General features: G+C 42.0%; 23 protein-coding genes. 14 read left to right on the top strand and 9 right to left on the bottom strand.

Going from position 1 to position 26,192, the window contains the following annotated elements:
- Nucleotides 1-57 precede the first annotated feature (57 nt).
- From E0F88_RS23890 to E0F88_RS23870, 5 genes are all read right to left on the bottom strand, one after another.
- A complete protein-coding gene (locus E0F88_RS23890; protein ID WP_131960800.1) occupies nt 58-666 on the bottom strand; it encodes a HupE/UreJ family protein in 609 nt (202 codons plus the stop codon).
- A 233-nt stretch (nt 667-899) separates the two neighbouring features.
- Nucleotides 900-1,481, bottom strand: a complete 582-nt coding sequence (locus tag E0F88_RS23885; RefSeq protein ID WP_131960799.1) for a hypothetical protein — start codon at nt 1,479-1,481, stop codon at nt 900-902.
- Between the two features lie 312 nt (nt 1,482-1,793).
- Nucleotides 1,794-3,464 (bottom strand): IPT/TIG domain-containing protein, encoded by a 1,671-nt coding sequence (locus E0F88_RS23880; protein WP_131960798.1) that lies wholly within the window; start codon nt 3,462-3,464, stop codon nt 1,794-1,796.
- Between the two features lie 64 nt (nt 3,465-3,528).
- On the bottom strand, nt 3,529-6,423 hold the full coding sequence (locus tag E0F88_RS23875; protein ID WP_131960797.1) for a TonB-dependent receptor: 2,895 nt from the start codon (nt 6,421-6,423) through the stop codon (nt 3,529-3,531).
- Nucleotides 6,424-6,616: 193 nt separating this feature from the next.
- Nucleotides 6,617-8,107, bottom strand: a complete 1,491-nt coding sequence (locus E0F88_RS23870) for a M14 family zinc carboxypeptidase (RefSeq protein ID WP_131960796.1) — start codon at nt 8,105-8,107, stop codon at nt 6,617-6,619.
- Nucleotides 8,108-8,510: 403 nt separating this feature from the next.
- Here E0F88_RS23870 and hisH point away from each other — a divergent pair, with 403 nt between their 5' ends.
- From hisH to E0F88_RS23805, 13 genes are all read left to right on the top strand, one after another.
- Nucleotides 8,511-9,098 carry an imidazole glycerol phosphate synthase subunit HisH gene (gene hisH, locus E0F88_RS23865; protein ID WP_131960795.1) on the top strand — a complete coding sequence of 196 codons (588 nt, stop codon included), beginning with the start codon at nt 8,511-8,513 and terminating at the stop codon, nt 9,096-9,098.
- A 66-nt stretch (nt 9,099-9,164) separates the two neighbouring features.
- Complete coding sequence (gene hisA, locus E0F88_RS23860) at nt 9,165-9,887, top strand: 1-(5-phosphoribosyl)-5-[(5-phosphoribosylamino)methylideneamino]imidazole-4-carboxamide isomerase (RefSeq protein WP_131960794.1); 723 nt, start codon at nt 9,165-9,167, stop codon at nt 9,885-9,887.
- Nucleotides 9,888-9,922: 35 nt separating this feature from the next.
- Nucleotides 9,923-10,696: an imidazole glycerol phosphate synthase subunit HisF gene (gene hisF, locus E0F88_RS23855; RefSeq protein WP_131960793.1), complete on the top strand. Its 774-nt coding sequence runs from the start codon at nt 9,923-9,925 to the stop codon at nt 10,694-10,696.
- Nucleotides 10,697-10,744: 48 nt separating this feature from the next.
- The gene (hisIE, locus tag E0F88_RS23850) at nt 10,745-11,374 is read left to right on the top strand and encodes a bifunctional phosphoribosyl-AMP cyclohydrolase/phosphoribosyl-ATP diphosphatase HisIE (protein ID WP_131960792.1); all 630 of its coding nucleotides are present in this window, start codon (nt 10,745-10,747) and stop codon (nt 11,372-11,374) included.
- Nucleotides 11,375-11,387: 13 nt separating this feature from the next.
- Complete coding sequence (locus E0F88_RS23845; RefSeq protein WP_131960791.1) at nt 11,388-11,723, top strand: phage holin family protein; 336 nt, start codon at nt 11,388-11,390, stop codon at nt 11,721-11,723.
- Nucleotides 11,724-11,784: 61 nt separating this feature from the next.
- A complete protein-coding gene (locus E0F88_RS23840) occupies nt 11,785-12,123 on the top strand; it encodes a phage holin family protein (RefSeq protein WP_131960790.1) in 339 nt (112 codons plus the stop codon).
- A gap of 91 nt (nt 12,124-12,214) precedes the next feature.
- Nucleotides 12,215-12,634 carry a hypothetical protein gene (locus E0F88_RS23835; protein WP_131960789.1) on the top strand — a complete coding sequence of 140 codons (420 nt, stop codon included), beginning with the start codon at nt 12,215-12,217 and terminating at the stop codon, nt 12,632-12,634.
- Nucleotides 12,631-13,404 (top strand): phosphoglycerol geranylgeranyltransferase, encoded by a 774-nt coding sequence (locus tag E0F88_RS23830; RefSeq protein ID WP_131960788.1) that lies wholly within the window; start codon nt 12,631-12,633, stop codon nt 13,402-13,404. Before E0F88_RS23835 ends, E0F88_RS23830 begins: the two co-directional genes overlap by 4 nt.
- Nucleotides 13,358-13,732: a PG1828 family lipoprotein gene (locus E0F88_RS23825; protein ID WP_131960787.1), complete on the top strand. Its 375-nt coding sequence runs from the start codon at nt 13,358-13,360 to the stop codon at nt 13,730-13,732. Before E0F88_RS23830 ends, E0F88_RS23825 begins: the two co-directional genes overlap by 47 nt.
- A 70-nt stretch (nt 13,733-13,802) precedes the next feature.
- Nucleotides 13,803-14,420 (top strand): SprT family zinc-dependent metalloprotease, encoded by a 618-nt coding sequence (locus E0F88_RS23820; protein WP_229213892.1) that lies wholly within the window; start codon nt 13,803-13,805, stop codon nt 14,418-14,420.
- Nucleotides 14,398-17,784: a type IX secretion system sortase PorU gene (gene porU, locus E0F88_RS23815; protein WP_131960786.1), complete on the top strand. Its 3,387-nt coding sequence runs from the start codon at nt 14,398-14,400 to the stop codon at nt 17,782-17,784. The genes E0F88_RS23820 and porU overlap by 23 nt, the downstream gene beginning before the upstream one ends.
- A gap of 107 nt (nt 17,785-17,891) precedes the next feature.
- Nucleotides 17,892-19,043 (top strand): type IX secretion system outer membrane channel protein PorV, encoded by a 1,152-nt coding sequence (gene porV / locus E0F88_RS23810; protein WP_131960785.1) that lies wholly within the window; start codon nt 17,892-17,894, stop codon nt 19,041-19,043.
- Between the two features lie 71 nt (nt 19,044-19,114).
- Nucleotides 19,115-20,392 (top strand): M16 family metallopeptidase, encoded by a 1,278-nt coding sequence (locus E0F88_RS23805; protein WP_131960866.1) that lies wholly within the window; start codon nt 19,115-19,117, stop codon nt 20,390-20,392.
- A 101-nt stretch (nt 20,393-20,493) separates the two neighbouring features.
- Here E0F88_RS23805 and E0F88_RS23800 read toward each other — a convergent pair whose 3' ends face one another.
- Both E0F88_RS23800 and E0F88_RS23795 read right to left on the bottom strand, forming a co-directional pair.
- Nucleotides 20,494-21,816 carry a cryptochrome/photolyase family protein gene (locus E0F88_RS23800; RefSeq protein WP_131960784.1) on the bottom strand — a complete coding sequence of 441 codons (1,323 nt, stop codon included), beginning with the start codon at nt 21,814-21,816 and terminating at the stop codon, nt 20,494-20,496.
- 15 nt (nt 21,817-21,831) lie between these two features.
- Nucleotides 21,832-22,749: a class I SAM-dependent methyltransferase gene (locus E0F88_RS23795; RefSeq protein WP_131960783.1), complete on the bottom strand. Its 918-nt coding sequence runs from the start codon at nt 22,747-22,749 to the stop codon at nt 21,832-21,834.
- 144 nt (nt 22,750-22,893) lie between these two features.
- On the opposite strand from E0F88_RS23795, the gene E0F88_RS23790 reads away from it, so the two are divergent.
- Nucleotides 22,894-23,754, top strand: a complete 861-nt coding sequence (locus E0F88_RS23790) for a 3-keto-disaccharide hydrolase (RefSeq protein WP_131960782.1) — start codon at nt 22,894-22,896, stop codon at nt 23,752-23,754.
- Between the two features lie 164 nt (nt 23,755-23,918).
- Here E0F88_RS23790 and murA read toward each other — a convergent pair whose 3' ends face one another.
- Nucleotides 23,919-25,226 (bottom strand): UDP-N-acetylglucosamine 1-carboxyvinyltransferase, encoded by a 1,308-nt coding sequence (gene murA / locus E0F88_RS23785; RefSeq protein WP_131960781.1) that lies wholly within the window; start codon nt 25,224-25,226, stop codon nt 23,919-23,921.
- A gap of 128 nt (nt 25,227-25,354) precedes the next feature.
- Nucleotides 25,355-26,086 carry a DUF4290 domain-containing protein gene (locus tag E0F88_RS23780; protein ID WP_131960780.1) on the bottom strand — a complete coding sequence of 244 codons (732 nt, stop codon included), beginning with the start codon at nt 26,084-26,086 and terminating at the stop codon, nt 25,355-25,357.
- Between the last annotated feature and the right edge of the window lie 106 nt (nt 26,087-26,192).

Genomic DNA, 26,192 nt, shown 5'->3' with positions numbered 1-26,192 from the left:
GAGTTAACATGAGAGTCCAGAGATTTTTTTGAAAAATTTTCTTCGCTGATCTCAAAATTATAAACTGTTTTGTAAAAACTCATTGTTGATAATCAGCGATAACGACATTCCGGCTATAATTCCGGACAGAATATGAACCCAGGTCAATTTTGTGATTCGTAAAATTTCAATCAGTACAAAGGCAATAGTCAGAACAATAAATACAATAACCAGCTGTCCCAGTTCCAGGCCGATGTTGAAGCCCAGCAGGGGATTAATGATATCAGCTTCTTTTCCCAGCAACGCTCTTAAATAGTTAGAAAAGCCAAGACCGTGGATTAATCCAAAAAATAAAGCTAACGGATACCGGGCCGTATAAGTAGTCCCTTGTTTCGCGTAAGTCGTTTTTTTTTCTTTGTAAAAAAAATTAAGAGAGGCGGTGATCAATATTGTCACAGGAATAAGAAGCTCAATAACAGCAGGATCAATATTGACCAATCCCAGGGTTGATAACGCGAGTGTAACTGAGTGACCGATGGTAAAAGCAGTGACCAGGATTGTGACCTTTTTCCAATCCATCAGGGTGTAAACCGTACAAAGTGCCATGATAAACAAAATGTGATCATATCCTTTGGAATCTGTAATATGTTCAAAACCCAACTGGAGGTAAGCCTGAAATTCGGACATTCAGAAAATATTAATAAATAAAAGTTTGAATTCTAATAATTGTCAGGACAAAAATCGAGATCCGAAGTTATCGGTTTTGCAGCAGGATTGCAACAGCACTTATGTAAATCCGGAAAAGTGATAAACTATCAGTTTTAAGCAAAAAAACCGAAAGTATGTGCTTCCGGTTTTTTTCTTGATTTTTAAAGTTGTTAATATTTTCACCCAATCGGTACCAATAAAAATATTCTAAATTAACCTGGTAAATCGTTCGTAGTTGTTGTTACAGTAACCTGCTTTACTCCTAAACTCGTATAAATCTTACGATTGGCTACTACTACAAGTTTACCGTCATTCAGTACTGTAACAGTGTTTGGGGCAGATTGTGAAAAAAGTGGTTTTTCTGAATCATCTATTTTCACAGTAAGATTTTTTCTGTCTTTTGAAAATTCAAATTCTCGGAAAACTACTTTCATATCATAGGCAAAGCTATAATCAGGATGAAATGGAATCATTTCAGTTCCATCCCACACTTTACCTGATCCCATTCTTACAAATTGTTCGGGCCAGGCCTGTATAAATAAATATGAGGGCTTCACATTCACCTTTGACGAACGATTGATAGCAATTTGCAAATAGGGGCTTGTTAAAGTTCCGGTTGTGAGTTCGTCAATTTCAGTAAGCAAATCCGAGGAAGATGAGCCGTCCAGATTTATATCCAACGGTTCACTGCTCACTGAGCTGACAATTTTATACTTACCGTGAAACTGTTGATAAATAGCTTCAAAATTATCATTAAGCAAAGGGGATGAATCTTTTGATTTGCAACTAAGCATCTGGCATAAGATTAAAAAACTGATAAATAAATGTTTCAGAGTCATCGTTCTGTGTTAGGAAAAGTTGAGTACTTGAAGTTATTGAAAATATAATTTATCAAATATTATATTGGGTTATCAAATTGTTAACTTTCGAAAATTAGCCTTGTTATCCGCTTCACTCCAATTATGACTGGAGCAAACGCCACTTTGAATTTGAAAGATGGGAATTTCTGCATTGTTTACAGAGCGTAAAAAATAAAAAAAACCGGAAGCATCTGCTCCCGGCCTTTTTAAATTCTGACACCAATTATAAGGTTTTTCTCCTGTTACTTAGTTGTACGGAGTGTTCTGAGGATCGAAGTTTGTCCAGCCTGTTGTCCAGTCTGTTGTTCCGAAGGCACCTCTGAAAAGTTCTTTTGTGAAAAATGCATCTGCACCTTTTCCTTCCCAAACAGCATCTTTCAACAAAGGAGATGTTGCCTGTGGCAAGAATTTCGGTGCTGTAAGTTTGAAGTTATCAGCGTTTAAAAGCAATGTAGAAGCATCTGTAAGAATTGTGTTTTTACGAGTCGCTGCACTAAAATAAGCCAGTGCCTGTGCATCAGAAACGCCTGTTGTCGCGCGGTCTCCACGAACTGAAATAGTAGTGTTAGCCAATACAATTCCTTTCAAATCCAAAGTTCCGGCTGTAGCATGAGCCAATGTATTTGCACCATCCAAACGAAGCCCTTCAGGATATCCTGAAAAAACTGAGTTGTAAATGCTGATATCTGTGTTACGACGTAAGTGCATTGCTGACTGGTATAATCCTGATCCTGATCCCGGATTAGTATTTGGTGTTCCCGGAAAAACGAAATTACTAACGTTAGCAAAAACAGGAGCAGTTAATGGAAATCCATTATTTGGTGCCGTAGCTGGTTCACCCGTTCCTGCGAAGTTATCAGATTCAAATCCGTTTGATCCCGACTGATCAGCATACTCAGGGTCACGCAATGAAAGCGCATACTGAACTTTACCAACAAAACCCCAGTCAGTATCCCAATCATCATCAAATCCACGGAAAGCAACCAGGTTTTTAGCGTTTACTGTTCCGCCAAACCATTCGTATGAATCGTCACCACTGTAAGAAACCTGTACGTGGTCAACTGTTGTACCTGAACCTACTGCATAAAATGTAATACCATTGATTTCGTTGCCTGCTGTAAGTGCGATACCCGGGAATTCAACTCTTACATACTGAAGTTTACCTGAGTTGTCATCAGCAATATTATCTGTACCTAATTGGCCTGAAATACCACCTTCCGGTCCTTTGCTGCCCAATTGATTGTGAGGCGCTTTCCCAATGATAACCAAGCCACCCCAGTCACCATATTTACGTGCTCCCGGAGCAGCGTTTGAGGTAAATACGATAGGTTCAGCGGCGGTACCAACTGCCATGATTTTTGCACCTGCATTGATGATCAACGTTCCGCCTTTTCCAAGTCCGGCCGGGTCAAGGGCAATTCCACCACCTTTGATAACCGTTCCCGGTTCAATAGTTAGTGTAGCGCCTGTTGTTACATATACAAAACCTTTAAGCAAGTAAATTTTATCTTTTGTCCAGGTTTCGCTTGCGGTGATGTTACCTTGTTTTTCAACAACTGCACGTGCGGCAAGATCAAAATTGGAAGCACTTTTTACTGTTTTTCCCCCTACGGTAACAGAAACCAAGCCGCTTGTAGCACCGGCAGGAACGGTTACTTCGAGTGATGTTGTGGTTGCAGCTGTTACTGTTGCAGGCGTTGTATTAAATAAAACCGTGTTATTGGCAGGAGTTGCATCGAATTTTGTACCTGTAATAACCACCTTGGTGCCAACCGGCCCTGATGCCGGAACTATTGTTTTCACCGCCAGTACTTCCTCAACAGGAGTAGGTGTGTCGTCGTTTTTGCAGGAAGTTGTGGCTGCAAACATACCTCCCAAAAGGAATAGAAAGTACAGCCGGTTTTTAATAATATTCATAGCGAATTGAAATTGGTTTGCAAAAGGGATAATTGTTTGATTGGTAATTTTCTTGATTGTGTAATTATGGAATAACTGTTCTTCTTCCGAAAGTATAAGCCGCTGTTAAAGTGAAGTAGCTGCCGCGTTTGAACTTGCGGATATCCTGATCGGCGTTTGCGGTCATGGAAGTGATATCCTTATCGATTTTTCCGTTGCGGTTAAAGTCCTGTGCAAAACGAACCGGCTGGTTCAGGATATCCTGGATACCTAATCTGATTTCCAGGTTTTGTTTGATCCTTTTGCTGATGTTCAGGTCGATTACGTTTCTCGGTGTTTCGTAAACTGTTGGGTTGTTTTGGTTACCAACAGCGAAGATTCTTTGTCCAAATACATTGTACAGCACGTTCCACTGCCATCCCGTAGCCGGGTCTGCATAGTAAACTCCGGCATTGATCAGGTAAGGGGACTGATTAGCCATCGGGCGTTTTTTGTCAGTTAGGCCTGTCAGGTCATAATTCTGGATTTCTCCGCCCAAATCAGGTCCCTGAACAAATTCACCCAGATTTACTGTGCTTTTGATGAAAGAAACATTACCTACCAAAGTCAGATTTTGAATGAAAGGGCTTACTGCGTTTACGAAACCTTTACGAACTTCCATTTCCACTCCGTAGTTTTCTGCTGAACCTGCGTTGATGAAAGTATAAGCAAGACCATTACCACCAACCGGCAGAAGGAAAGACTCAATCGGATCTTTGAAATGTTTGTAAAATCCTGTTACCGAGATCAGTTCATTTGCAGACGGATAGAATTCCCACTTAGCATCGAGGTTCTGAATTTTCGCAGTTTTTAAAGTTGTATTTCCGCGGATGTCAGCCTGCAGGTTAAAATCATAATATGCGTAAGGAGCAAGTTCGCGGAATTCAGGACGGTTCAGCGTTGAAGAGAAAGCAAGTCTTAAATTTTGCTTTTCCGAAACTCTGTAAGTAAAGTTCAGAGAAGGAAGCGGGATGAATATTTTATTGTTAACCAGCTCTTTCCTCTCATTCACAATATATGAATGTAGTTGCTGATTGTTGTATTCACCGCGGAAGCCTATGGTAAGAATCGCTTTGCTTCCGAAATTAACATCACCACTAAGATAAGCTGCTGTGTAATTGTTAATCCCTTCGTAAGAATCAAGGTCTTTTGTTCCGTCCTTTATTGTAAGTCCGCCTGTTTGTCCGTTTACATTTTCAGGCGTAAAAATAGAACCGATACCCTGTGTTAGAATAGCACTTGCATTTCCAATGTTGTTGTAACCGTAGAAATGATTTTCATAGTCACGGTCTTTTCTTTCTCCGTAAAGTCCGAAACGAATGCGGTTTGGTTCGCGGTCTGTTGGGTTACCAAAACTATGCTCTCCGTTTACCGAAAGGGTTAGAACACGTTCACCCAGTTTTGAGAAGAAATGTCCAACTTCGTTAGCGGTCGGGTCATTGGGTGTTACTGCTGCAAATGGGGCAGGCTGGCCGTCAGCTCCGGTTGCTCCTGTAATACGCTGGAAGCGGATTCTTTTCCAGTCTGGCTCCCAGCGACCTGTGTAACCATAACCTGTGATCCAGTTCAGCTTTGTAAGCTCACCTAATTTATGATCACCTGATACCTGGGTTGTAACAATAGTTCTGTTTTCAAATCTTTGTGAATAGCTTAATGCATCGTAACCATCAATCACTTTTTGTCCGTTACGCACAACGGTTTCTGTATTTCCCAATTGGTTTAAAAGGGTTTTCCATTCCATTGTGAAAACAGGAGAGAAACGGAAAGTCCAGTTATGAAGCAAGCCGATGCGTGACTGGCGCTGGTAGCTTGCATCTGTATATTTTTCAAAAACCTCATTGGCGATCAAACCATTTTGGTAAAGGGAAAGGTTTACATCTGCGCGTTGGTTGGTGAGAGAGTAATTGATGTTTGTAATATTGCTCACATCTACATTTCCGATCTCGAAACGCTTACCTATATTCAAAGCCAGGCGAAGGTCAGGAGCAATGTTAACATTTTTAAGTGCCCAGTTGTTTGGAAAAAGTCTTGCAAAAGATGCTCTTTCCTGATTGCTCAATACATTGAAATCGGCCGATCTTGCAGGGAAAGCACTTGATAAACTTTGGTCTTTACTCCAAAGTCCAAGGAAATTTAATCCGCCCCGCTCGTGTGTCTGTGCATTTTGGAAAGTAGTATTACCTCTGTACCCAATGGTCGCCGCTGCATCTATGAAATTTTGTTCAGGTCGTTTTTTTGTATAGATCTTAATAATTCCGCCGGCAAAATCACCAGGTGATTCGGCTGACCCTGATTTATAGACGATCATCCGGTCAATGATATTACTTGGAACGAGGTCGAAAGAAAAAGAACGTGTATCCACTTCTGATGAAGGTGTGATTACATCATTGATCAAAACCGCGTTGTAACGTGAGCCCAGACCGCGGATCATCACGAACCGGTTGTCAACAATGCTCACACCCGGAATACGGCGCATGGCTGCAGCTGCGTCACGATCCTGTGATTTCTGGATCTGTGCAGCGGAAATACCAACTGCGATCGGCTTTAATTGCTTGATCTCACTGATAACCGCAACTTCCGTATTGGTAACCCGGGCGCTTCTTACAACCACTTCCTGTAAAGCCGTTCCTTCTTCGTCCATTTCGGTGTCAATTACCGTCGTGTTTCCGGATTCAACTCTTACATTAGGGATTTCTTTGGTTTTGTAGGAAACGAAGGAAATGATGATTTTATAACTTCCTGCAGGTACACCTGGCAGGGTGAAGTTTCCGTCAACATCTGCTGCAGCGCCGATTTGTGTTCCTTCGATCAGAACGGTAGCGCCAATAAGTGCATCTTTGGTTTTGGCATCTTTAATTGTGCCGCGTATCGTGCCTGGATCGGCAAATGCAAAAGATACGGTGAAGAAAAACAGGAGGATGGTAAATAATTTGGTTTTCATACTTTAAGGTGTCATATTTTCGACACAAAAGTAGACTTCCAATATTACCCCAATGTTAACCGTATGTTATGGCTTGGTTATTTAAAAATACTGATTTGGGCTGAAAATCAATATTTTATGATTTTTGGTAAAATAATAGAGAAGCTGATAATAGCCTGAGTGATCGTAAAGCTCGTATTATGAGCTTTACGCTTTACTCTATAATACCATTTCCCGTATTACCTTTAAAATTGTCCAGATCGTAAACAAAACCGTTGATCACGGCATACTTCACTTTGCTTCCCTTTTTAAGTATGAACGTAGCGGTGTTACCCAGTCCGGGAACGCCGGAAGGTGCAGGCTGTCCGCCGCGTAAAATGTGCAGGGGTGATGTCGTAAAATAAAGTCCGAGTGTTCGGGTATTACTGTCCGGGGCGAGGCGAACATAAGTATATCCTTCTTTTAACAAATTCAGCGCGTTGAGTTTGCTGACCTCACTTACATTTTTGTAAACGGTTGGATAAACCTTGCCCTTTTCAACAGTGAGTCCGGCTGCATCAAGTTCTTCACTTCCGTATTGCGGGTGCAAATCTCCGAAGTCTTCTATTTTGCTATAATAGAAAAACTTAGTCGCGTTGGAATAACTTACCTCATTCCGGTTGATGCCTAAATCCGTCGTAAACGTTTTGCCTGACTGCTTCACGGTTGCGTTGCGGACTACGAGGTCATATAACCAGCGGCCGTTTTCAGGTATTTTGTAATAATCTTCCCGGTTTTCCTTTGTTAGCGAATTATCTGAAATTGAGCCCAATGCCGAAAGGATAGCCATGAAGTTCAGCTGGCGGATGTATTGTTTTTCAGGATCGCCCACATAGCCGCCCGATTCGATCAGTACCAGTGTGGTTCCCCATTTTTGAACATTATCACCAAATCCCCGTGGTTCGTGGTCGTCGCTGTAACGGGCAACCTGGCCCGGAATGTAATCCTGCAATATCTTATTCATCCCAACAATCAGCTGCATAGAGCGTTCCCGCACCTTGTTGATTGAAAGTTCATAATCGTAAGAGGTAGCCAAAAAGGAAATCGTGGCAACCCTGGGACTGCGCCCGGCAGAATATCGTGGACTCTGGTCGTGAAGATTGAAGCCATAATCCGGTGCCAGTTTGTCTACAAGACCTTTTAAAATAACTGCTTCCGGTGTCTGCCTGGCAGCTGCGTCACGGTTCATGTCAATTCCCTGCATGGTACGTCGCTGATATTTTTCTGCTCCGTCCGGGTTGAGCATCGGGACAAAATATAAGGTCGTGTTTTCCAGGATTTTTTTTCTGAAATCGTCAAAGCCGTCGTTTTTTCCTTCAAAGAAATTAAAGATATCAAAGCTGGCCATGGTAGCCGTGGGTTCGTCACCATGCATTTGGGTCCATAGCAGCACCTTCTTTTTTCCGGTACCTATTTTAAGCATTTGTATGTTTCTGCCTTCGAAAGAGGTTCCAACGCTTTGGACTTCATACAAAGGATCAGCTTTCCTTTTTTCAATAAGCGGAAGAATGTCTTTTTGTTTGAAACGGCGTTGTGTCAATGTCGTTTCTTTATAGTTTTTGTGTGCGTCAAATAAGCGCCGTGCCTGATCTGCAGACTGCGCCATGGCCAGTGAGGTTGTCAAGATTAAAAAAGAAAAAAGAAGTTTTGAAATGAATGATCTCATGGGTTTTAAACATTATCGACCCCGGACATAACCAGGTCTGCCGTGTGGTTAGCCGTGCAATTTACGAATAGAATAATTGCGAAGTCAAATCTCTGTGAATTTCTGACATGGCTTAAATACGAGGTAAGCTAGCTTTGTTTGAACTTATTCTAACGAAATTTTAATATAATATTTAATTGTTCCGTTTTCATCTAAAGTAAAAATTATTTACATTTGCTGCATGATAACAGCTAAAACATATCATCAATTTCATCATAGTCTTTTGGCTTTCGGACGTCTTGGATGACATGTTTTTGCAAGTAGTGTTGTAATAAGGTTGAATACATAGTATCCCAGAAGCCCGATTTTTAAAGAATCGGGCTTTTTTATTTATCGCAATCCCGGACCGTCACATCCTATTTTAATGAAAACCGTAATTATCAAATACAACGCAGGAAATGTCCAGTCGGTAATGTATGCCCTGGAACGGATCGGAACAAGTTATTTGTACACAGATGATGAGGAAGAAATAAGGTCTGCCGATAAAGTTATTTTTCCGGGTGTCGGAGAAGCAAGTACGGCAATGTCCTATTTGAAAAAAACAGGACTGGATCTTGTGATCCCTTCGTTAAAACAACCGGTTTTTGGTACCTGTATCGGGATGCAGCTGATGTGTAAATATTCCGAGGAAAACGATACCAAATGTATGGGTATTTTTGATGTCGATGTAAAACGTTTTCCTGCGACGCCTGGCTTTAAAGTACCGCACATGGGATGGAACAACATCTCCGGATACAAAGGAGAGCTAACCAAAGGGTTAACCGATGATGCTTATGTTTATTTCGTACATAGTTACGCGGCACCGGTTTGTGAATATACCGTGGCCAGTTGTGATTATGTAACTCCTTTCAGCGCGATGCTGCAAAAGGATAATTTTTACGCTGCCCAGTTTCACTGCGAAATCAGCGGAAATGTAGGACAGCAGATTATCGAAAATTTTTTAAAAATATAAAATATCAATAGCCTGAAAGGCTTTAAATATCTTAACCCAGGCCAGCGGCCCGGGAAACTAAATAATATGATTGAAATTATCCCGGCCATAGACATGATCGACGGAAAATGCGTAAGATTAACGCAGGGCGATTATGGAAAAAAGACGATATACAATGAAAATCCGCTGGAAGTGGCGATGGAGTTTGAAGATGCCGGACTGAAACGTTTGCATTTGGTTGACCTGGATGGCGCGAAGGCAAAAAAGGTGATCAATTGGAAAGTTCTCGAAAAGATTTCTTCCAGAACTTCACTTCATATTGACTTTGGAGGCGGTGTTCAGTCAGAAGAAGATATCAGGATTGTTTTTGAAAGTGGCGCAAAACAGGTGACCGGCGGAAGTGTTGCCGTCAAACAGCCGGATTTATTTAAGGAATGGCTATCCGTTTACGGAGGTGATAAAATAATTCTCGGTGCTGATGCGAAAAATGAAAAAGTAGCGGTTAGCGGTTGGGAAGAAGGAACGGAACTTTGGGTTTATGACTTCGTGGAAAACTATGTTGATTTAGGTATAAAGTATGCGATTAGTACTGATGTGGCCAAAGACGGTTTGCTGCAGGGGCCTTCTTTTGATCTTTACAAAAATTTACACGATAAATGTCCGGATCTGAAAATAATAGCCAGCGGAGGCGTAAGTAATATCGGTGATGTTGAAAAACTGGCCGAAATGAATATTTATGGCGTGATTATTGGCAAAGCCATTTACGAAAACCGTATTAGCCTGCCGGAATTACAAAGGTTTATGATTTAGTACCATAGTAACCTGTTTATTGTTAAATTAATAAAATGCTTACAAAACGCATTATTCCCTGCCTCGATGTTAAAGAGGGCAGAACTGTAAAAGGGGTTAATTTCGTAAACCTGCGGGATGCCGGAGACGCTGTGGAGCTGGGCGCGATGTATGCGGCCCAGGGCGCGGATGAGTTGGTTTACCTTGACATTACGGCTACCGTTGAAGGCCGTTCTACTTTTATAGATCTGGTTAGAAGAGTAGCGCACACCATCAATATTCCTTTTACAGTCGGCGGAGGAATTTCTTCCATCGCGGATGTTTCGGCTTTGCTGCATGCAGGTGCCGACAAGGTTTCAATTAATTCGTCGGCGGTTCGCAATCCTGATCTGATCAATGAGTTATCGCTCGAATTTGGGAGTCAGTGCATTGTTGTTGCCATTGATACCAGATACATTGAAACTGAAAACGGAAGAGAGCATATCGTACACACCCATGGCGGACGTAAACCTACGGATTTGCGGACTATTCCCTGGGCAAAGGAAGTTGAAGACCGGGGAGCGGGAGAAATTTTACTTACATCAATGGATACCGATGGCACTAAAAACGGCTTTGCGCTTGAACTGACTGCAACTGTTTCCGGAAATGCCAATATACCGGTAATTGCTTCCGGAGGAGCAGGTAATATGGAGCACTTTTACGATGTTTTCACAACAGGGAAGGCCGATGCGGGATTGGCGGCAAGTATTTTCCACTTTCGGGAAATTGATATTCCTGACCTGAAAGAGTACCTGGCAGGTAAGGATCTTGCCATGAGAATGACAATTTAATAGTCCGAGTTTACAAGAAATTCACAATATTTATAAATGAGTGATTTAATGACTAATACAGTTTCAGACCTTGATTTTTCTAAATCAGCGGACGGTCTATTGCCGGCTGTTATTCAGGATGCCGCTACGGGCAAAGTGCTTATGGTAGGATATATGAATGAAGAAGCACTTGAAAAAACCCAGGATGAAGGTACGGTGACGTTTTTCAGTCGCAGCAAACAACGTCTCTGGACAAAGGGAGAAACATCGAACAACTTTCTTTTTGTAAAGGAAATTCTTGTTGACTGTGACGGCGATACGATTCTTATAAAAGCAACGCCGGCAGGGCCAACCTGTCATACCGGAGCCGATACTTGTTTTGGGGAAAAAAATAGTCAGGATACACGAATCGGGGAAGCGGCATTTCTGAACTATTTGCAAAAGCAGGTAATCAGAGAGAGAAAAATAAACCCTTCTGATGAGTCGTATACAAGTAGTTTATTCAAAAGAGGTATAAATAAAATTGCTCAAAAGGTTGGCGAAGAGGCGGTTGAAGTCGTTATCGAAGCAAAAGATGACGATGCAGATCTCTTCAAAGGAGAAGTTTCTGACCTGTTATTCCATCTTCTTGTGCTTTTGGAGCAAAAAAACATTGACTTAGATGAGGTAATTAGCGTACTTCGTAGCCGACACTCTTAAAACCAAATTGAATATGAATTTAATCATACGTCTAATTGTCAGCACATTAGCTGTTCTTGTTGCAGCCCATTTAATACCCGGAGTAGTGGTTGCCAATTTCACCACAGCCGTGGTTGTTGCCATTGTTTTAGGTATTTTAAATACATTTTTAAAACCCGTTCTGCAGATATTGGCATTGCCGATAACAATCCTGACACTCGGGCTTTTCTATTTTGTGATTAATGTATTGATAATCTACCTCGCTGCCTACCTTGTTTCGGGCTTCAGAGTAGATGGATTTATTGCCGCGTTATTATTTGGATTTGTTGTTTCGGTCGTTTCGGCCATTCTTGGTATGTTTTTAGATTAGTGTACAAAAGCGAACTCAGTCAGAGCGTTTATTTTACACATGATTTGAAAACTACTGCCTTATGATAAGTCAACTCGAGGAAATCAAAGATACACTCTTCAAGTATTTCGAAACCCGGATCGATTTATTTAAAATCGAAATAAGAGATAAAATTGAGCGTGCAGTTATTATGGCAATTTATGCCGCTGCATTGCTTTGCATAGGTCTTACGATACTTATTCTGATCGTAATTTTGTTAGGGACCTTTTTAAATAAATGGCTTCACAGCGATTACCTCGGATTTTTGATCCTGCTTGGCGTGTTTGTTCTCAAACTGGTTTTGTGTATTGTTTTCCGCGAAAGACTTATTCGTTTTGTGCGAAAATTTATCGTTCGTTTTGTTCAGGTAAAGGAAGACTGATACCTTTAGATCGTATTTAGGAAATAGATTTCGTTTAAAATTGTTATTTTTGGAATCATTACGGTTCCTGACACACATAAACAGGTTTGAAATGAGTCAATCATTGGATTCTTCCGTAAAACTGTCAAAACCTTTTTCTTCCAACACAGACGAAGAAAAGGAGTCTCTGATATATGAGGCAAATCTTTATCGCGATAAGCTGGAAGACCAGTGGGGCGATCTTAAAAGTGATGCAAAACAATATGGCAAACAGGCATTAATCATCGGAGGTGTTGTTACGACTACTTTTTTGGTGCTTAATGCATTACTACCCGATACAAAAAAGAAAGAAAAGGAAATAAAAGGAAAAAATACTGAACGTCCTCAGCCGGTTGCAAAGGAAGTGAAGGTGAAAAAAAGCAGTGAGAATACGGTAAAAAGTGCCGTTCAAAGCTTGGCCTGGACGTTAGCAATAGGATGGGCGCGACAGAAGCTTGAGAAATATATTGCAGATGACCGTAAAACCGAATGAAAACAGCGAATCATAAAATTGCAGACCTTCTTTTAGCCAGAAAAAGTGAAAAAAGGAAATCGTTTGCTGTTCTCTTAGATCCTGATAAAGTAGACTTTGACACCTTTCCCGAATTTCTGGAATACGCAGAACGGAATGGTGTTGACTTTTTTTTTGTGGGTGGAAGTCTGATAACCCATTACGCGATTGATCAGCTTATTGCATCCATTCATCAGCATACGAAAATCCCTGCTATCCTTTTTCCTGGAAGCAGTCTTCATATTGATCCCTCCGCAGATGCCATACTTTTTCTGTCCCTTATTTCTGGCAGAAATCCTGATTTTTTAATTGGTCAACAGGTTATTGCTGCGCCATTGCTTCGAAAAAGCGGAATTGAAATTTTGCCTACGGGTTACATGCTGATTGAAAGCGGGAAACTTACAACGGTATCCTACATCAGTAACACCACACCAATGCCAAGAGACAAACCTGGTATCGCTGCATGTACGGCACTTGCGGGCGAGATGCTTGGGCTAAGGAATATGTTTCTGGATGCAGGTAGCGGAGCATTATATCCCGTGCCGCAGGAAATTATTTCGGCAGTAAGTAAGGCTGTAGATACACCTATCATTGTAGGCGGCGGAATTGATTCCTATGAAAAAGCATACGCAGCACTAGCGGCCGGCGCAGATGTGGTGGTTGTCGGAAATGGGATAGAGCAAAATCAGGCCTTGCTTCCCGAAGTTGCTGCGAGCGTCAGCGCTTTTAACAGCGAATTGCAAAAGGTTTAGAAGAAAAATAGAGGAATATATTGTACAAAATAAAGGGATTGAGGTAATTTCTAAGGAAATTTTAAGTTCTTGGAAAAATACAATCCAAAATGTTGGGATTATTCAAACCATTCCTGTTACCTTTGCATCGAACCTTAATTACACCCAAGAAATGAAAAAAATATTCGCTCTTGCGTTCGTTGCCGGGATGGTAGCATTCGCTTCTTGTACTAGCAAGCCAGCTGAAGAATCTGCTGATTCTACTGCTGTAACTGTTGAAACTCCAGTTGATACAATCGCTGTTGATACTGTTACTGTTGATTCAGCTGCTGCTGATTCAGTGAAGTAATTTCACAGAAGACTTGTAAAAGTTTTGAAAAGCCCTATGAAAATAGGGCTTTTCTTTTTTTATTTAAGGAATGGTAAAGAAAGTATCCTTAGAGCCTTATGTGCCGCATGAAGCGCTTGCTTATTGTGAACATCTGTTTCAAAACTATAATTTTGATTTTTTTCTCTCGCGTCCGCGTCGTACCCGTCTGGGTGATTTTACCATCAGGCCAGGATTTACTCCCCGCATAACGGTCAATATCAATCTTAATCCCTACAATTTCCTGATTACGTATCTTCATGAAGTTGCACATTATGTTGTTTATCAAAATTATAAACGTCCGTTTCGTAAAAAACCGGCACCTCACGGCGTAGAATGGAAAAGAGAGTTTAGTGTTCTTTTACAGCCGGTTATGAATGAAAATGTGTTTCCCGCTGACATCTTAAAGCCGCTGCTGGCCTATGCGGTTAGTCCAAAAGCCTCCACCGGTGCAGATCAGATACTTTACAATGCATTAAAAAAGTACGATGATCCTTCCATTCTGTTAAATAAAACTGCTCTGATACATCTGCATGAAGGAGCTGATTTCGTTTTTCAGAACAGGTTGTTTGTCAGAGGTTCAGTTCGCCGGACAAGGGTGCTTTGTACAGATAAAATTTCACAACGTAGATATACCATCCCTGCCCATGCACTGGTTGAAGCATGTTGATTTTAACGGGATACTTTCCAGAAGCATTTTTTGCCTTTTTGGATTATCTGTATGCCTGTCCGCTTTTGGTCAGCAGTCATCTGTTTTGTCGTCGGGAAATTGGTTTAAGCTGGAAGTAACCAAAACCGGAGTCTATAAAATTGATGCTAACCTGTTAAAATCAATGGGTCTGCGGGTTTCAGATATTGATCCTGCAAAAATTCAGATATTCGGAAATGGGGGAGGCATGCTGCCGCAGGGAAATTCTGTTGTACGCAATACAGATCTGAAAGAAAATGCGATTTGGGTAAAGGGCGGTGATGACGGACGTTTTGATTCGGAGGATGCTGTATTTTTTTATGCGGAGGGTCCGAATGTCATTTTGTACGACTCTGTTAACACCGTTCTGAGTCATCAAACAAATATTTATACGGGTTCAAATTACTATTTTCTCAGGGTTGGTTCTGCCAACGGATTAAGAATTAAAAATGCTGTAAGTGTACCTGATGCAGGCAGTAAAGTTGTAACCGACTTTACCGACTACTGGTACCACGAAAAAGAATCTGTGAATATGCTGCGCTCTGGCCGGGAGTGGCTGGGAGAATATCTTGCCGGATCAACTGCGTTTACGGTGCAGGCGGACATGCCAGGTATTTTGCCTTCATCACCTGTCAGATTTGTAGGTTCGGCAGTTGGTGCAGCACAGGTAGGCACCCGTTTTATCTGGCAGATGAACGGGCAATCTGTTGGAGAAAGCACAATCGGGACTGTTGGCGCAAATACGTATGATATTAAAGGCCAGCGATCCGATGTTATTTTTAATACAATAACCGGTGCTCAGCCTCCATCAGCATTCACTGTTGGAGTTCAGTATGACCGAAGCGGGCAGGGTTCAGCACAGGCTTATTTGAATTATGCAGGAATCCAGGTTAAAAGAGAACTTCGCGCTTATGATCAGCAGCAGGTTTATCATTTTCTTCCCGAAACACAAGGTACAGTTACCTATCAAATAAAAAATATTCGGGCCGACTGGCTGTTCTGGAATATTACAGACATTTATAATCCATCGTCTACAAACTTTAATAGTACTTCATCCGTAACTGTTGGTGGTGGTTTGAAATTGAGAAAGTATGTGGGTTTTACTATTTCACAAGCCTTTGTCCCGGACGGATGGGAATCGGTTTCTAATCAAAATCTGTCAGCCAGTACTGTTCCGGATCTGTTAATTATCACACCTGCTTCTTGGGAAAGTCAGGCGAAACGACTGGCATCTTTTCGTGGAGAAAATGATGGTTTGGATGTTTTGGTCGTAACGACGCCTCAGGTATACAACGAGTACGCATCAGGTAAACCCGATCTGACGGCGATCAGGGATTTTGCGAAACAACTCTTTAAAAAACAGCCCGGAAAATTGAAGTACCTGTTGCTGTTTGGAGACGCAACCTATGATTATAAAAACAATCTTGAAAACCAAACGGAAGCACAGCGTGAAGGCTGGTTGCCGGTTTACGAAAGCAGGGAGTCGTTAAATCCTGTTTATACCTATTCTTCTGATGATTATTATGGCTTCATGGAAGATGGCGAAGGCAATTGGCCGGAATCAGCTTCGGGTGATCATACGATGGATATAGGCGTTGGGAGACTTCCGGTGAAATCGGTGCAGGAAGCTAAAATTGTAGTGGACAAGTTGATACGGTACGGGTCTTCACCAAAAGGTTTAGACAGTTGGCGAAATACAGTCAGTTTTGTAGCAGACGATGGTGACGGCAACGTGCATCAGCGTCATGCCGACCAGCTGGCACAGCTCATTAATAATGATTTTCTTCCAACCCGGATATTCCTTGACGCTTTTCCTCAAACCACAACCAGCGGCGGTCAGAAAGTACCTGCCGTAAATGCTGCTATTAAAAAAAGCATCAAAAACGGAACACTGGTTTTGAACTATACCGGGCATGGAGGCACCAGTGGCTGGGCAGAGGAACAAGTGCTTACGATCGGCGATATGCTCTCAGCACGCGGGTTGGATAACCTGCCGCTACTCCTGACCGCAACCTGTGATTTCGGACGGTACGATGATTTGGGTCTGGTTTCAGGAGCGGAACTTATGGTGTTAAGTCCCAAGGGCGGGGCGATAGGTGCAGTAAGTACAACGCGGCCGGTGTATTCAAGTACCAATTTTACACTTAATAAAGCCTTTTACGAAGCCCTTTCACAGGCTGATGTCAAAACAAGGCTGGGGGATATTTTCCGTGAGACAAAAAACAAGGGTTTGGTTGGTGCGCTCAACCGCAACTTTGCTCTGCTCGGAGATCCGTCCATGCGACTGGCAAAACCTAAGAAAAGTGTCAGATTTGTTCAAAAGCCCGATACACTTCGTGCGCTTCAAAAAGTTAAACTGCAATTTGAGGTTTATGATAAAGAAAATGGCAGCCGGGATGAAAATTTTTCCGGTTCTGCCAGGGTGTCTGTTTTCGATAAACAATCTGTTTTTAAAACACAGGGCAACGAAGGAGATCCCGAAAGTTATTCCGAGTTCCAGAGTAAGTTATTTGATGGTAACGTCACTGTTCGTAACGGTGTAGCTTCTTTTGAATTTATTATGCCTAAGGATATTGATTACAGGACAGGTATGGGCAGAATCAGTATTTACGCTGTGCACTCTGACAGTCTGACGGATGCGGGCGGCCAGCTGGACATACTGGTCGGAGGAAGCGTAGCCTTAACCGAAGACAAAACTTCTCCTAAAATAAGTACTTATCTTAATCATACAGATTTTAAAACCGGAGATGTAGTAACCAGTTCGCCCATCCTTTATGTAAAGCTAAGTGACGACAGCGGCATTAACGTGTCTAAAACCGGAATTGGCCATGATATTGTCATGACATTAAATGATACCCTGGTTATTGTGCTGAATGACTATTATACAGCTGACGTTGATACCTATAAGTCCGGCTCAATCCGGTATCCGTTTGAAGACCTGCCTGCGGGTAATTATACCGTTCGCATAAAAGTCTGGGATACATATACTAACTTTTCAGAATCTGCGTTCGGATTTCAGGTAAGTTTAGCCAGTGGGATTAAATTGACTAATTTCAAGGTTTATCCAAATCCTTTTGACCGGGAGCTTTCTTTTGAACTGAATCATGACCGGGTTAATGAGGACGTCGAGGTGACTTTTCGGCTATTGCTTGGTAACGGACAGCAGCTTGGAGCTTTCAACTGGCAATATTATAATAGCGAAGCAGTTATCAGTGAATTGGTTACTTCTACCCGTATCGGATCATTGCTGTTACCGGCGATTTTATATGTTTATACCATTGAAATACGATCTTTGAAGGATAACACTGTTGATAAACGGTCGGGTAAGATCATTCGTTCGCCTTAGATTTGAAGAAAACTTATAAAATTTTTTAGTATTAACTATCTTTCATTGTACTTTTGACCCTTTAAAGAAGCTGATTAAAAGCACTTCCTATCGCAAATCCAATTTCTATGAGAATTTTTTTTGTTACGTTATCCTCTTTATTTATCTTAACAAGTGGGGTAGTAAAGGCCCAACAGGGTACACGAATTCCACATTCACCACTATCTTTTTTGACTTTTGCTCCTGATGCGAGAAGTGCAGGTATGGGAGAAGCAGGTGTTGCATTAAGCCCCGATGCCAACTCAACCTACTGGAATGCTGCCAAGCTTCCTTACAATACTAAAGATTTCGGTGTTTCGGCATCTTACACGCCATGGCTGCGTAACCTTGTTGACGATATGTGGCTGGGTTATTTATCAGCTTACAAAAAGCTGGACAAGAGCTCTGCAGTTGCGATTTCTGCCAATTATTTTGATAACGGAAGACTTGATTTGCGGGATGCACAAGGCGGCCAAAATGGTTATTTCAATTCCAAGGAATTTGCCATTAACGGAACTTACTCGCGCCAGTTAGGTAAAAACTTCTCTATGGGGCTTACCTTGAAATATATTTCTTCCAACTTGTCAGGAAACGCTGTAATTAACAATGTTTCGTTACGTACTGCAAGAACCGCGGCTGGTGATATCAGCGCGTTTTATAGAAAACAATACAAAAATGACGAGAATGGAGGAGAATTTACCTGGTCTCTTGGTGCTGTACTTTCAAATCTTGGAGGTAAAGTAAACTACGGTTCCGGTACAGAAACAGAAAACTTTATTCCAACTAACCTTAAACTGGGTGGTGGTATTACTTACTCGGCTGACGGACGTAATAAGTTTAACTTTATCGTTGATGCAAGCAAGTTAATGGTACCAACCCCGGATGGCGTTACGAATATCAATACGCAGGGAGCATTAGCCGGTGCCTTTGGGTCGTTCTCTGATGCGCCTGATGGTTTTAAAGAAGAATTACAGGAAGTCGCTCTGGCAATTGGTGCTGAGTACTGGTACAACGATATTTTTGCACTCCGTGCTGGTTACTTCGGTGAAAACAAAAACAAAGGTGACCGTAAATTTTTCACAGCTGGTGCCGGTATTCGCTTTGCAGACCGTTATGCAGTTGACTTTGCATATTTGTTCCCGGTTACTCAGGGAAGTCCTCTTGCACAGACTTTACGTATCACGCTTTCTCTTGGCCTGAATAAAGCAGAAAAGCTTGATGTGAGCGATACTGAAAACTAAAATAAGGTATTTTTCTTTTTCCAGGGCGAATGGCGTTATTGCAACGTCATTCGCTTTTTTATATTACTGATATGATTCTTGACCGTACCATTGCCCCTGATTTCAAGGTAATCGATTCTATTAACTTACCTGAAACAAAAACACATATACTCGATAACGGTATTCCACTTCATGTCATCAATATCGGCGAGCAACCAGTGGTGAGGCTGGAGTGTATTTTCGACGCAGGTAGCTGGCAGGAAGAGTATAACGGTGCTTCATTTTTTGCAATAAAAATGCTTTCGGAAGGAACTGAAAACTTCACTTCCTCGGAAATAAGCGAAGCATTTGACAAAGTCGGTGCTTTTATTGATCTTAACAATACCTCAGATCGTACCGGAATTGTCATTTACTGTTTGTCCAAATTCCTTCCGGATGTACTTCCGCTTGTTCAGGAAATGATTCAGAAAGCGAATTTTCCCGACAAGGAATTGGAAGAGCTGAGAAATATTACAATGCAGAATCTCCGTGTTAACAAAGAAAAAACGGCATATCTGGCTACAACCGAATTTCGGGCAGCGTTGTTTGGTGATAATCATCCTTATGGCCGGAATCAAAATGAAGCTGATCTGGAATCACTGAAAAAAGAACAAATAGTTGCCCATTTTGATCAGTATATAAAAAACGGTAAATGTACGCTGGTTTTAGCCGGACAGGTTACTGCGGCAGATGTTGAGGTTGTTAAGGAATTTTTGGGACAGGATCAGGCAGGAACGGAATCGACTGTTACAGTACATGATCCACAGTTTTCTTATGCGAACAAACAGATATTGGTTGAAAAGGACGGGGTGCAGTCTACCATCCGGATGGGCCGTAAAATGTTTACACGTCATCATCGCGACTATTTTAAACTCCTGGTTACCAATGAAATTTTGGGCGGATATTTCGGATCGCGCCTGATGAAAAATATTAGAGAAGAAAAAGGACTTACTTACGGAATCTCGTCACACCTGATTACGTTGCGCCAAGATGGTTATTTTATGATCGGTACTGATGTAAAAAAGGAGTTTACCCAGCAAACTATTGATGAAATCAAAAAGGAAATTTACCGTCTGCAGACAGAACTGGTTGATGACGAAGAATTACAAACTGTTAAAAACTTTATGACAGGAGAATTTGCAGGTTCTCTAAATACAGCTTTTGAGGTAGCAGACAGGAGAAAAGTGCTTTTGCTGGACGGTTTACCTACTGATTTTTTTAGCCAATACATTAACCAGATTCATGCAACAACCAGCGAAGATGTGATGGAAATGGCAAACACCTGGTTGAAACCCGAGGATATGCTTGAAGTTGTGGTAGGGGGGAAGTAGCTTTTAGTTCACAGTTTTAAGTTTACAGTAAACAGTTTCTAGTTAACCGGTAAGGTTGTGCTGCTGTAAACTGTCTGCTAAAAACTGTGAACTTAGGGCTTCTAACTTTTATCCAGCGCGTCCTTATAAGCTTTCAGGCAGCGTTCGCGCGCAAATTTATGATCTACGATCGGATCAGGGTAGTTGAGAGAGTTGAGTTCAGGAACCCATTTTTTTATGTATTCTCCTTTTTTGTCAAATTTTTCAGCCTGTGCTGTGGGGTTGAAAATCCGGAAATAAGGGGCTGCATCCGTGCCGGAACCCGCGGCCCATTGCCAGCCACCGTTATTAGCCGCTAAATCATAATCCAGTAATTTCTCAGCAAAATAAGCTTCACCCCATCGCCAGTCGATTAAAAGATGTTTGGTTAAAAAACTTGCTGTGACCATGCGTATGCGGTTGTGCATAAAACCGGTTGCATTTATCTGGTGCATCCCTGCGTCCACCAGCGGATAACCCGTTCTTCCTTCACACCAGGCTTTAAATTCTTCTTCATTATTACGCCACTTAATTTTATCATAATCAGGACGGAACGCTTTGCCTTTACCTACCTGAGGAAAATTCCAGAGTATTTGCTGGTAAAAATCCCGCCATATTAATTCATTAAGCCAGGTATTGCTGGTGTCAAAAGCTTTGCGCGCCATGTCACGGATGCTGATTGTACCAAAACGCAAGTGAATACCAAGTCGGGAAGTTCCAGGTAAAGCAGGATAATTGCGCTGTTCTTCATATTTTTCCAACAACTCATCCCGTACCTTATCAGAAGGGAAATCCTCATCCGTTTTCTCAAATCCCATTTCTTTTAAGGAAGGAATGTCGGGTTTTGTGTGGCTGAAAAAGTTTGAGAAGTACTTTTCGGTAGGATAAGAGGAAAGAAAAAATTTGTTACACTTGTCTTTCCAGGCGCGGCTGTATGGTGTAAAAACCGTGTATGGTGTATGCTGGCCGGACAGTATTTCCTTTTTTTCAAAAATTACCTGATCCTTGAAAGACTTAAAAGGAATATTCTCTTTTGCTAAAATATCAGTGATTTCCTGATCCCGCTCAGTTGCATAAGGTTCGTAATCCCCGTTTGTATATACTTCGGCTATGTTATATTTTGTGATTAGTTCTTTCCAGACATTCGCAGCAAAACCATGCTCAACAAGAATATCCGAATCCATTTTATTCAGTTTATCCTTTATTTCAAGAATGGCATCGTAAATAAACATGACACGTTTGTCTTCTTTATTCTCGAGTGCATCCAGAATTTTACGATCAAAGATGAAAAGAGGAAGCACTTTATATCCCGACCGAAGTGCACGGTAAAGACCGGCGTTATCATGCAACCTCAAATCCCTCCGGTGCCAGAATACAGCAATTTTCTCTTTTGATGGTGAACTCATATTAACTAAATCGGATTACTGCGGTTTGGTACCTGAAATAATGTACATCATGGCACCGCCGGCAGAGTGATACTTGTTGGCATCGATGTTACGAAGAATCCGTTCTCCCAGATGCGCATATTTAACTTTATAACGTTCATAAAATTCCAGGCTGTCCTTTCCAATGGCCCTGAAATAATCGTAATCGCTGAATTGCTCGTTGCTCCAGGTATTGCCATTTTGCCACTGTTTCATGGTAGCCAGCTGCTCATCGGTGTTATAAGGAGGATACATGGCTATTGCTTTATCCGAAAGCCTGACTTCCACATTTTCAAAACCGGCCTGCGATAAAAATCCGGGAACCAGATCACCCAGTGAATTGTCCCCCAGACCCAGTTTCTTTTTCCCTCTCTCAAAAATCAGCGCATACTTTACATGATCCAGCACTTCGTCAATCGGATCGTTGGTCGAAACCGAACTTTGAGTCAGACTTTGTACGAGATTATTTGGCTCTACGCAAAGAATTGTGCCACCGGGCTTGAGCACCCGCTTCATTTCATTAATTACATTTTTTGGATACTCAACGTGTATAAGGAGCGTTTGGCAGGTTACGAGATCAAAAGAATTGTCGTTATAAGGCAGTTCATGCGCATCTCCTTTTTTTAATTCAAAATCAATATTCTTTTCCTGAAAGTAACTACGGATTTCCTTCTCTCCTTTCGACCACTTGCGATCGTTGTCTACGGCGTAGACTTTGGCAGGTTTGCCCAGATAGTCGGCCAGAATTTTACTCCAGTGGCATTGTCCGCAGCCCACATCAAGCATGTTGTGATGTGTCTGTAACTGCAGTCGTTTGTTAAGTAAATTCAGGAAACCTTCATTCCACCAAAAGTTGCGATATGTGCCAAAAAAATCTTCTGAATGCCCTTTGCGCTTTATATTATTCGTTCTCATAGTATATTTACTCCGCCATTGACTTCGCGGAGTACGTCCTGGTTAAAAAACAACACGGAAAATAGGAGGATAATTCGCACGAATGTACGGTTTACCTTTTATCTCCGGCAATTATTAGTTTACAATCTTTTAAAAAATCAACCTATGAAATTAAAATTGACTGCATTGTTCTGTCTGATCAGTATTCTCTCTTTCGGACAGAAAAAATCAGAAAAGCAGGAATGGAAACAACTTTTTAATGGTAAAAACCTGGATGGATGGGACGTTAAAATCCGTGGTAATGACCTTAATGATAATTTCGGAAATACATTCAGGGTTGAAGACGGAAAGATGGTAGTACGTTACGATAAGTATGACGATTTTAAGCAAAAATATGGTCACATCTTCTACAAAGGGGATTTCTCATATTATCGTATTGCTGTTGAGTACCGTTTTGTAGGCGATCAGGCTCCAAAGGGTGAAGGTTGGGCGCTTCGTAACAGCGGTATAATGGTTCATGGCCAGCCGGCTGCAACGATGGGTAAAGACCAGGATTTTCCTGCCTCAATTGAAGTACAGCTTTTGGGAGGTGATGGAACAAATAAAAGAACTACCTGTAACTTGTGTACGCCCGGAACCAATGTGGTAATTGATGGAAAACTGATCACAGCGCATTGTATCAACTCCAAATCGCAGACTTATGCCGGCGACCAGTGGGTGCGTGCAGAAGTGCTTGTTTTGGGTGATTCTCTGATACAGCATTATGCCAATGGCGAAATGGTCCTTGCCTATAACAAGCCACAGTTAGGAGGCGGAAACGTGAGCGGGCATGACCCTGCTGTTGTAATCGCAGGTAAATTATTGGATCACGGTTCAATTTCGCTGCAAAGTGAAAGTCATCCTGTAGAGTTCAGAAAAGTGGAGCTGCTTGACCTGAAAGGATGTATGGATCCAAAGGCGACCAATTACAAGTCGTACTATGTGAAGGAAGACAACACGGCCTGCACTTACGGTAAGAAAAAGTAAGGAAGTGAAAAGCGAGATTTAAAATGTGAAAAGCTGTTTAGCCTGAAAAGCCTTCCATCCTTCAGCCCCGCGCATCGCCTTGAGGTGGTGAGAAGTGGGAGGTAAACAAAAAGACGGAGTCCTCGCAGGCTCCGTCTTTTTGTTTCTGGTATTCGTGTTATCAATTACAGTCTTATAATCTCAGCACCAATTGCGTTGAGACGGGTATCGATGTTCTGATAACCTCTGTCTATTTGTTCAATGTTATCGATAATGCTGACGCCTTTTGCGGACAAGGCTGCAATCAGCAGTGCAACACCTGCACGGATGTCGGGGGATGTCATACGAATACCGCGTAACTGTGTTTCGCGGTTGTGGCCGATAACCGTGGCGCGGTGCGGATCGCAAAGAATGATCTGCGCACCCATTTCGATCAGTTTATCAACAAAGAAAAGGCGGCTTTCAAACATTTTCTGGTGAATCAGCACGGTTCCCTGCGATTGAATGGCAGTCACGAGAACGATACTCAGCAAATCAGGAGTGAAGCCAGGCCATGGCGCATCGGCTACGGTTAATGTAGAGCCGTCCATGTAGTTTTCGATGCGGTAATGATCCTGAGCGGGTACAAATATATCATCGCCCCGGAATTCCAGTTTGATGCCCAGTTTTTGAAACACTTCAGGAATAATTCCCAGTTGTGCGATCTGGCAATTTTTGATGGTAATCTCAGATTGTGTCATCGCAGCAAGTCCGATGAAACTACCAATCTCAATCATATCCGGAAGCATGGTATGTTCTGTTCCCGTAAGTTCAGTAACTCCTTCAACGATGAGTAAGTTGGACGAAATGCCGGAAATTTTTGCTCCCATCCGGTTCAGCATTTTACACAATTGCTGAAGATAAGGCTCACAGGCTGCATTATAGATGGTGGTAGTTCCTTCGGCCATCACGGCTGCCATCAATACATTGGCAGTTCCGGTAACCGAAGCTTCATCCAAAAGCATAAATGCACCTTTCAGATTTGCTGCATCCACCTTATAAAATCCGCCATCCTCACCATCATAACTGAATTCCGCACCTAATTTTTCAAAACCAAGGAAGTGTGTATCCAATCGTCTCCTTCCAATTTTATCACCACCCGGCCTTGGAATGCGTCCCTTGCGGAACCGTGCAAGCATGGGTCCCAGCAACATGACAGAGCCTCTCAAAGCCGCTGCCTTTTGGCGGAAAGAATCTGATTCAAGATAGTCCAGATTGATATCACTTGCTTCAAAACGAATAGATGATTCACTCAGGCTGGTACGGCGAACGCCCAAATCTCCCAAAAGATCGATCAGTTGATTTACATCACGAATGTTTGGAATGTTATGGATTGTTACCGGCTCTTTGGTTAAAAGCACTGCGCAAATGATTTGCAGCGCCTCATTTTTTGCTCCCTGAGGTATGATTTCTCCCTTAAGACGCCTATCTCCTGTTATTTTAAATGAAGCCATTTTTGTATTGGGCAGCAGTTTGCTGAAAGGTTTGTGACGAAAAAGTCCGTCTAAGTTAAGAAACGATTATGCCAATGATCCATGAATAAATTCCGGGTCACCAGGTTTAACAAACAAGAGAAGTCAGGTTAGATACCTGGCTTTCTGCGGTTGTTATTATTGTTGCGGTTGTTATTGTTGTTATTATTTCTTCCGGCAAACTTGTTATTATTTGGGCGGTTCCGGCTTGGATTATTTTGGTTATTTGGCCCCTGACGCTCCTGGTTATGCCCGGGCTGCGTCTTAAATCCGCCCTGGTGATTCCCACGATTACGTTCCTGGTTGCTGTTGCGGTCTTTCGGAGATGCATCTACAGGCCCATTTTTACGGATGTAGTCTATCTCTTCTTTCAATTTTCCTTTAGCGATTTGTTCCAGCTGACCCAAAAGAACATGGTCTTCCGGATTGTCTTTGTTCCAGGTATTGAAAAACGACCTCATTAAACGGAAAATATAGGAAACGAACGCAAGGCGATCCTCATCATTTTCCGTATTAACCGCTTTGTCCAGCAAAAGATCGATATTTCTACCGTAGTGACGATAGATCAGATTATGCTGATTGTAGCCAACTGTAAGTGGTTTTTTTCCTAAAGATTCGGCAGAAGGAGGTGGATATGGACTGTCAACATCCAATTCGAATCCTGATATAATATATAGGTCATCCCAAAGCTTATTAGTATAATCCTGGTTGTCCCTCATGTTCGGGTGTATCTGCCGCATGAGTTCTACCAAAATATGCGCATAAAGCGTGCGTTTTGTCCGATCCTCTATCTGTACGATATGTTCGGTAAGTTTTTGTACGTTACTGCCGTATTCTTTCAAGGGCTTGAATTATTTTATAATTGACAAAAATAAGAAGATTTTACCGAAAGAAAAGGAATGAGCGTCACGGAAACCGAAACGCTGCGACCAGTGTGTCAAATAGGTT

Origin of the sequence: Dyadobacter psychrotolerans, assembly GCF_004349265.1 — a bacterium.
GTDB classification, from domain to species: Bacteria; Bacteroidota; Bacteroidia; order Cytophagales; family Spirosomataceae; genus Dyadobacter; species Dyadobacter psychrotolerans.
The sequence above is the reverse complement of the archived record's forward strand: the minus strand, read 5'-3'. Positions and strand labels throughout refer to the sequence as shown.

Excerpts from the sequence above, each read along its gene's own strand:
- E0F88_RS23890 (WP_131960800.1), bottom strand. The coding sequence starts at position 666 with ATGTCCGAATTTCAGGCTTACCTCCAGTTGGGTTTTGAACATATTACA.
- E0F88_RS23885 (WP_131960799.1), bottom strand. The coding sequence starts at position 1,481 with ATGCTTAGTTGCAAATCAAAAGATTCATCCCCTTTGCTTAATGATAAT.
- E0F88_RS23880 (WP_131960798.1), bottom strand. The coding sequence starts at position 3,464 with ATGAATATTATTAAAAACCGGCTGTACTTTCTATTCCTTTTGGGAGGT.
- E0F88_RS23875 (WP_131960797.1), bottom strand. The coding sequence starts at position 6,423 with ATGAAAACCAAATTATTTACCATCCTCCTGTTTTTCTTCACCGTATCT.
- E0F88_RS23870 (WP_131960796.1), bottom strand. The coding sequence starts at position 8,107 with ATGAGATCATTCATTTCAAAACTTCTTTTTTCTTTTTTAATCTTGACA.
- hisH (WP_131960795.1), top strand. The coding sequence starts at position 8,511 with ATGAAAACCGTAATTATCAAATACAACGCAGGAAATGTCCAGTCGGTA.
- hisA (WP_131960794.1), top strand. The coding sequence starts at position 9,165 with ATGATTGAAATTATCCCGGCCATAGACATGATCGACGGAAAATGCGTA.
- hisF (WP_131960793.1), top strand. The coding sequence starts at position 9,923 with ATGCTTACAAAACGCATTATTCCCTGCCTCGATGTTAAAGAGGGCAGA.
- hisIE (WP_131960792.1), top strand. The coding sequence starts at position 10,745 with ATGACTAATACAGTTTCAGACCTTGATTTTTCTAAATCAGCGGACGGT.
- E0F88_RS23845 (WP_131960791.1), top strand. The coding sequence starts at position 11,388 with ATGAATTTAATCATACGTCTAATTGTCAGCACATTAGCTGTTCTTGTT.
- E0F88_RS23840 (WP_131960790.1), top strand. The coding sequence starts at position 11,785 with ATGATAAGTCAACTCGAGGAAATCAAAGATACACTCTTCAAGTATTTC.
- E0F88_RS23835 (WP_131960789.1), top strand. The coding sequence starts at position 12,215 with ATGAGTCAATCATTGGATTCTTCCGTAAAACTGTCAAAACCTTTTTCT.
- E0F88_RS23830 (WP_131960788.1), top strand. The coding sequence starts at position 12,631 with ATGAAAACAGCGAATCATAAAATTGCAGACCTTCTTTTAGCCAGAAAA.
- E0F88_RS23820 (WP_229213892.1), top strand. The coding sequence starts at position 13,803 with ATGGTAAAGAAAGTATCCTTAGAGCCTTATGTGCCGCATGAAGCGCTT.
- porU (WP_131960786.1), top strand. The coding sequence starts at position 14,398 with ATGCACTGGTTGAAGCATGTTGATTTTAACGGGATACTTTCCAGAAGC.
- porV (WP_131960785.1), top strand. The coding sequence starts at position 17,892 with ATGAGAATTTTTTTTGTTACGTTATCCTCTTTATTTATCTTAACAAGT.
- E0F88_RS23805 (WP_131960866.1), top strand. The coding sequence starts at position 19,115 with ATGATTCTTGACCGTACCATTGCCCCTGATTTCAAGGTAATCGATTCT.
- E0F88_RS23800 (WP_131960784.1), bottom strand. The coding sequence starts at position 21,816 with ATGAGTTCACCATCAAAAGAGAAAATTGCTGTATTCTGGCACCGGAGG.
- E0F88_RS23795 (WP_131960783.1), bottom strand. The coding sequence starts at position 22,749 with ATGAGAACGAATAATATAAAGCGCAAAGGGCATTCAGAAGATTTTTTT.
- E0F88_RS23790 (WP_131960782.1), top strand. The coding sequence starts at position 22,894 with ATGAAATTAAAATTGACTGCATTGTTCTGTCTGATCAGTATTCTCTCT.
- murA (WP_131960781.1), bottom strand. The coding sequence starts at position 25,226 with ATGGCTTCATTTAAAATAACAGGAGATAGGCGTCTTAAGGGAGAAATC.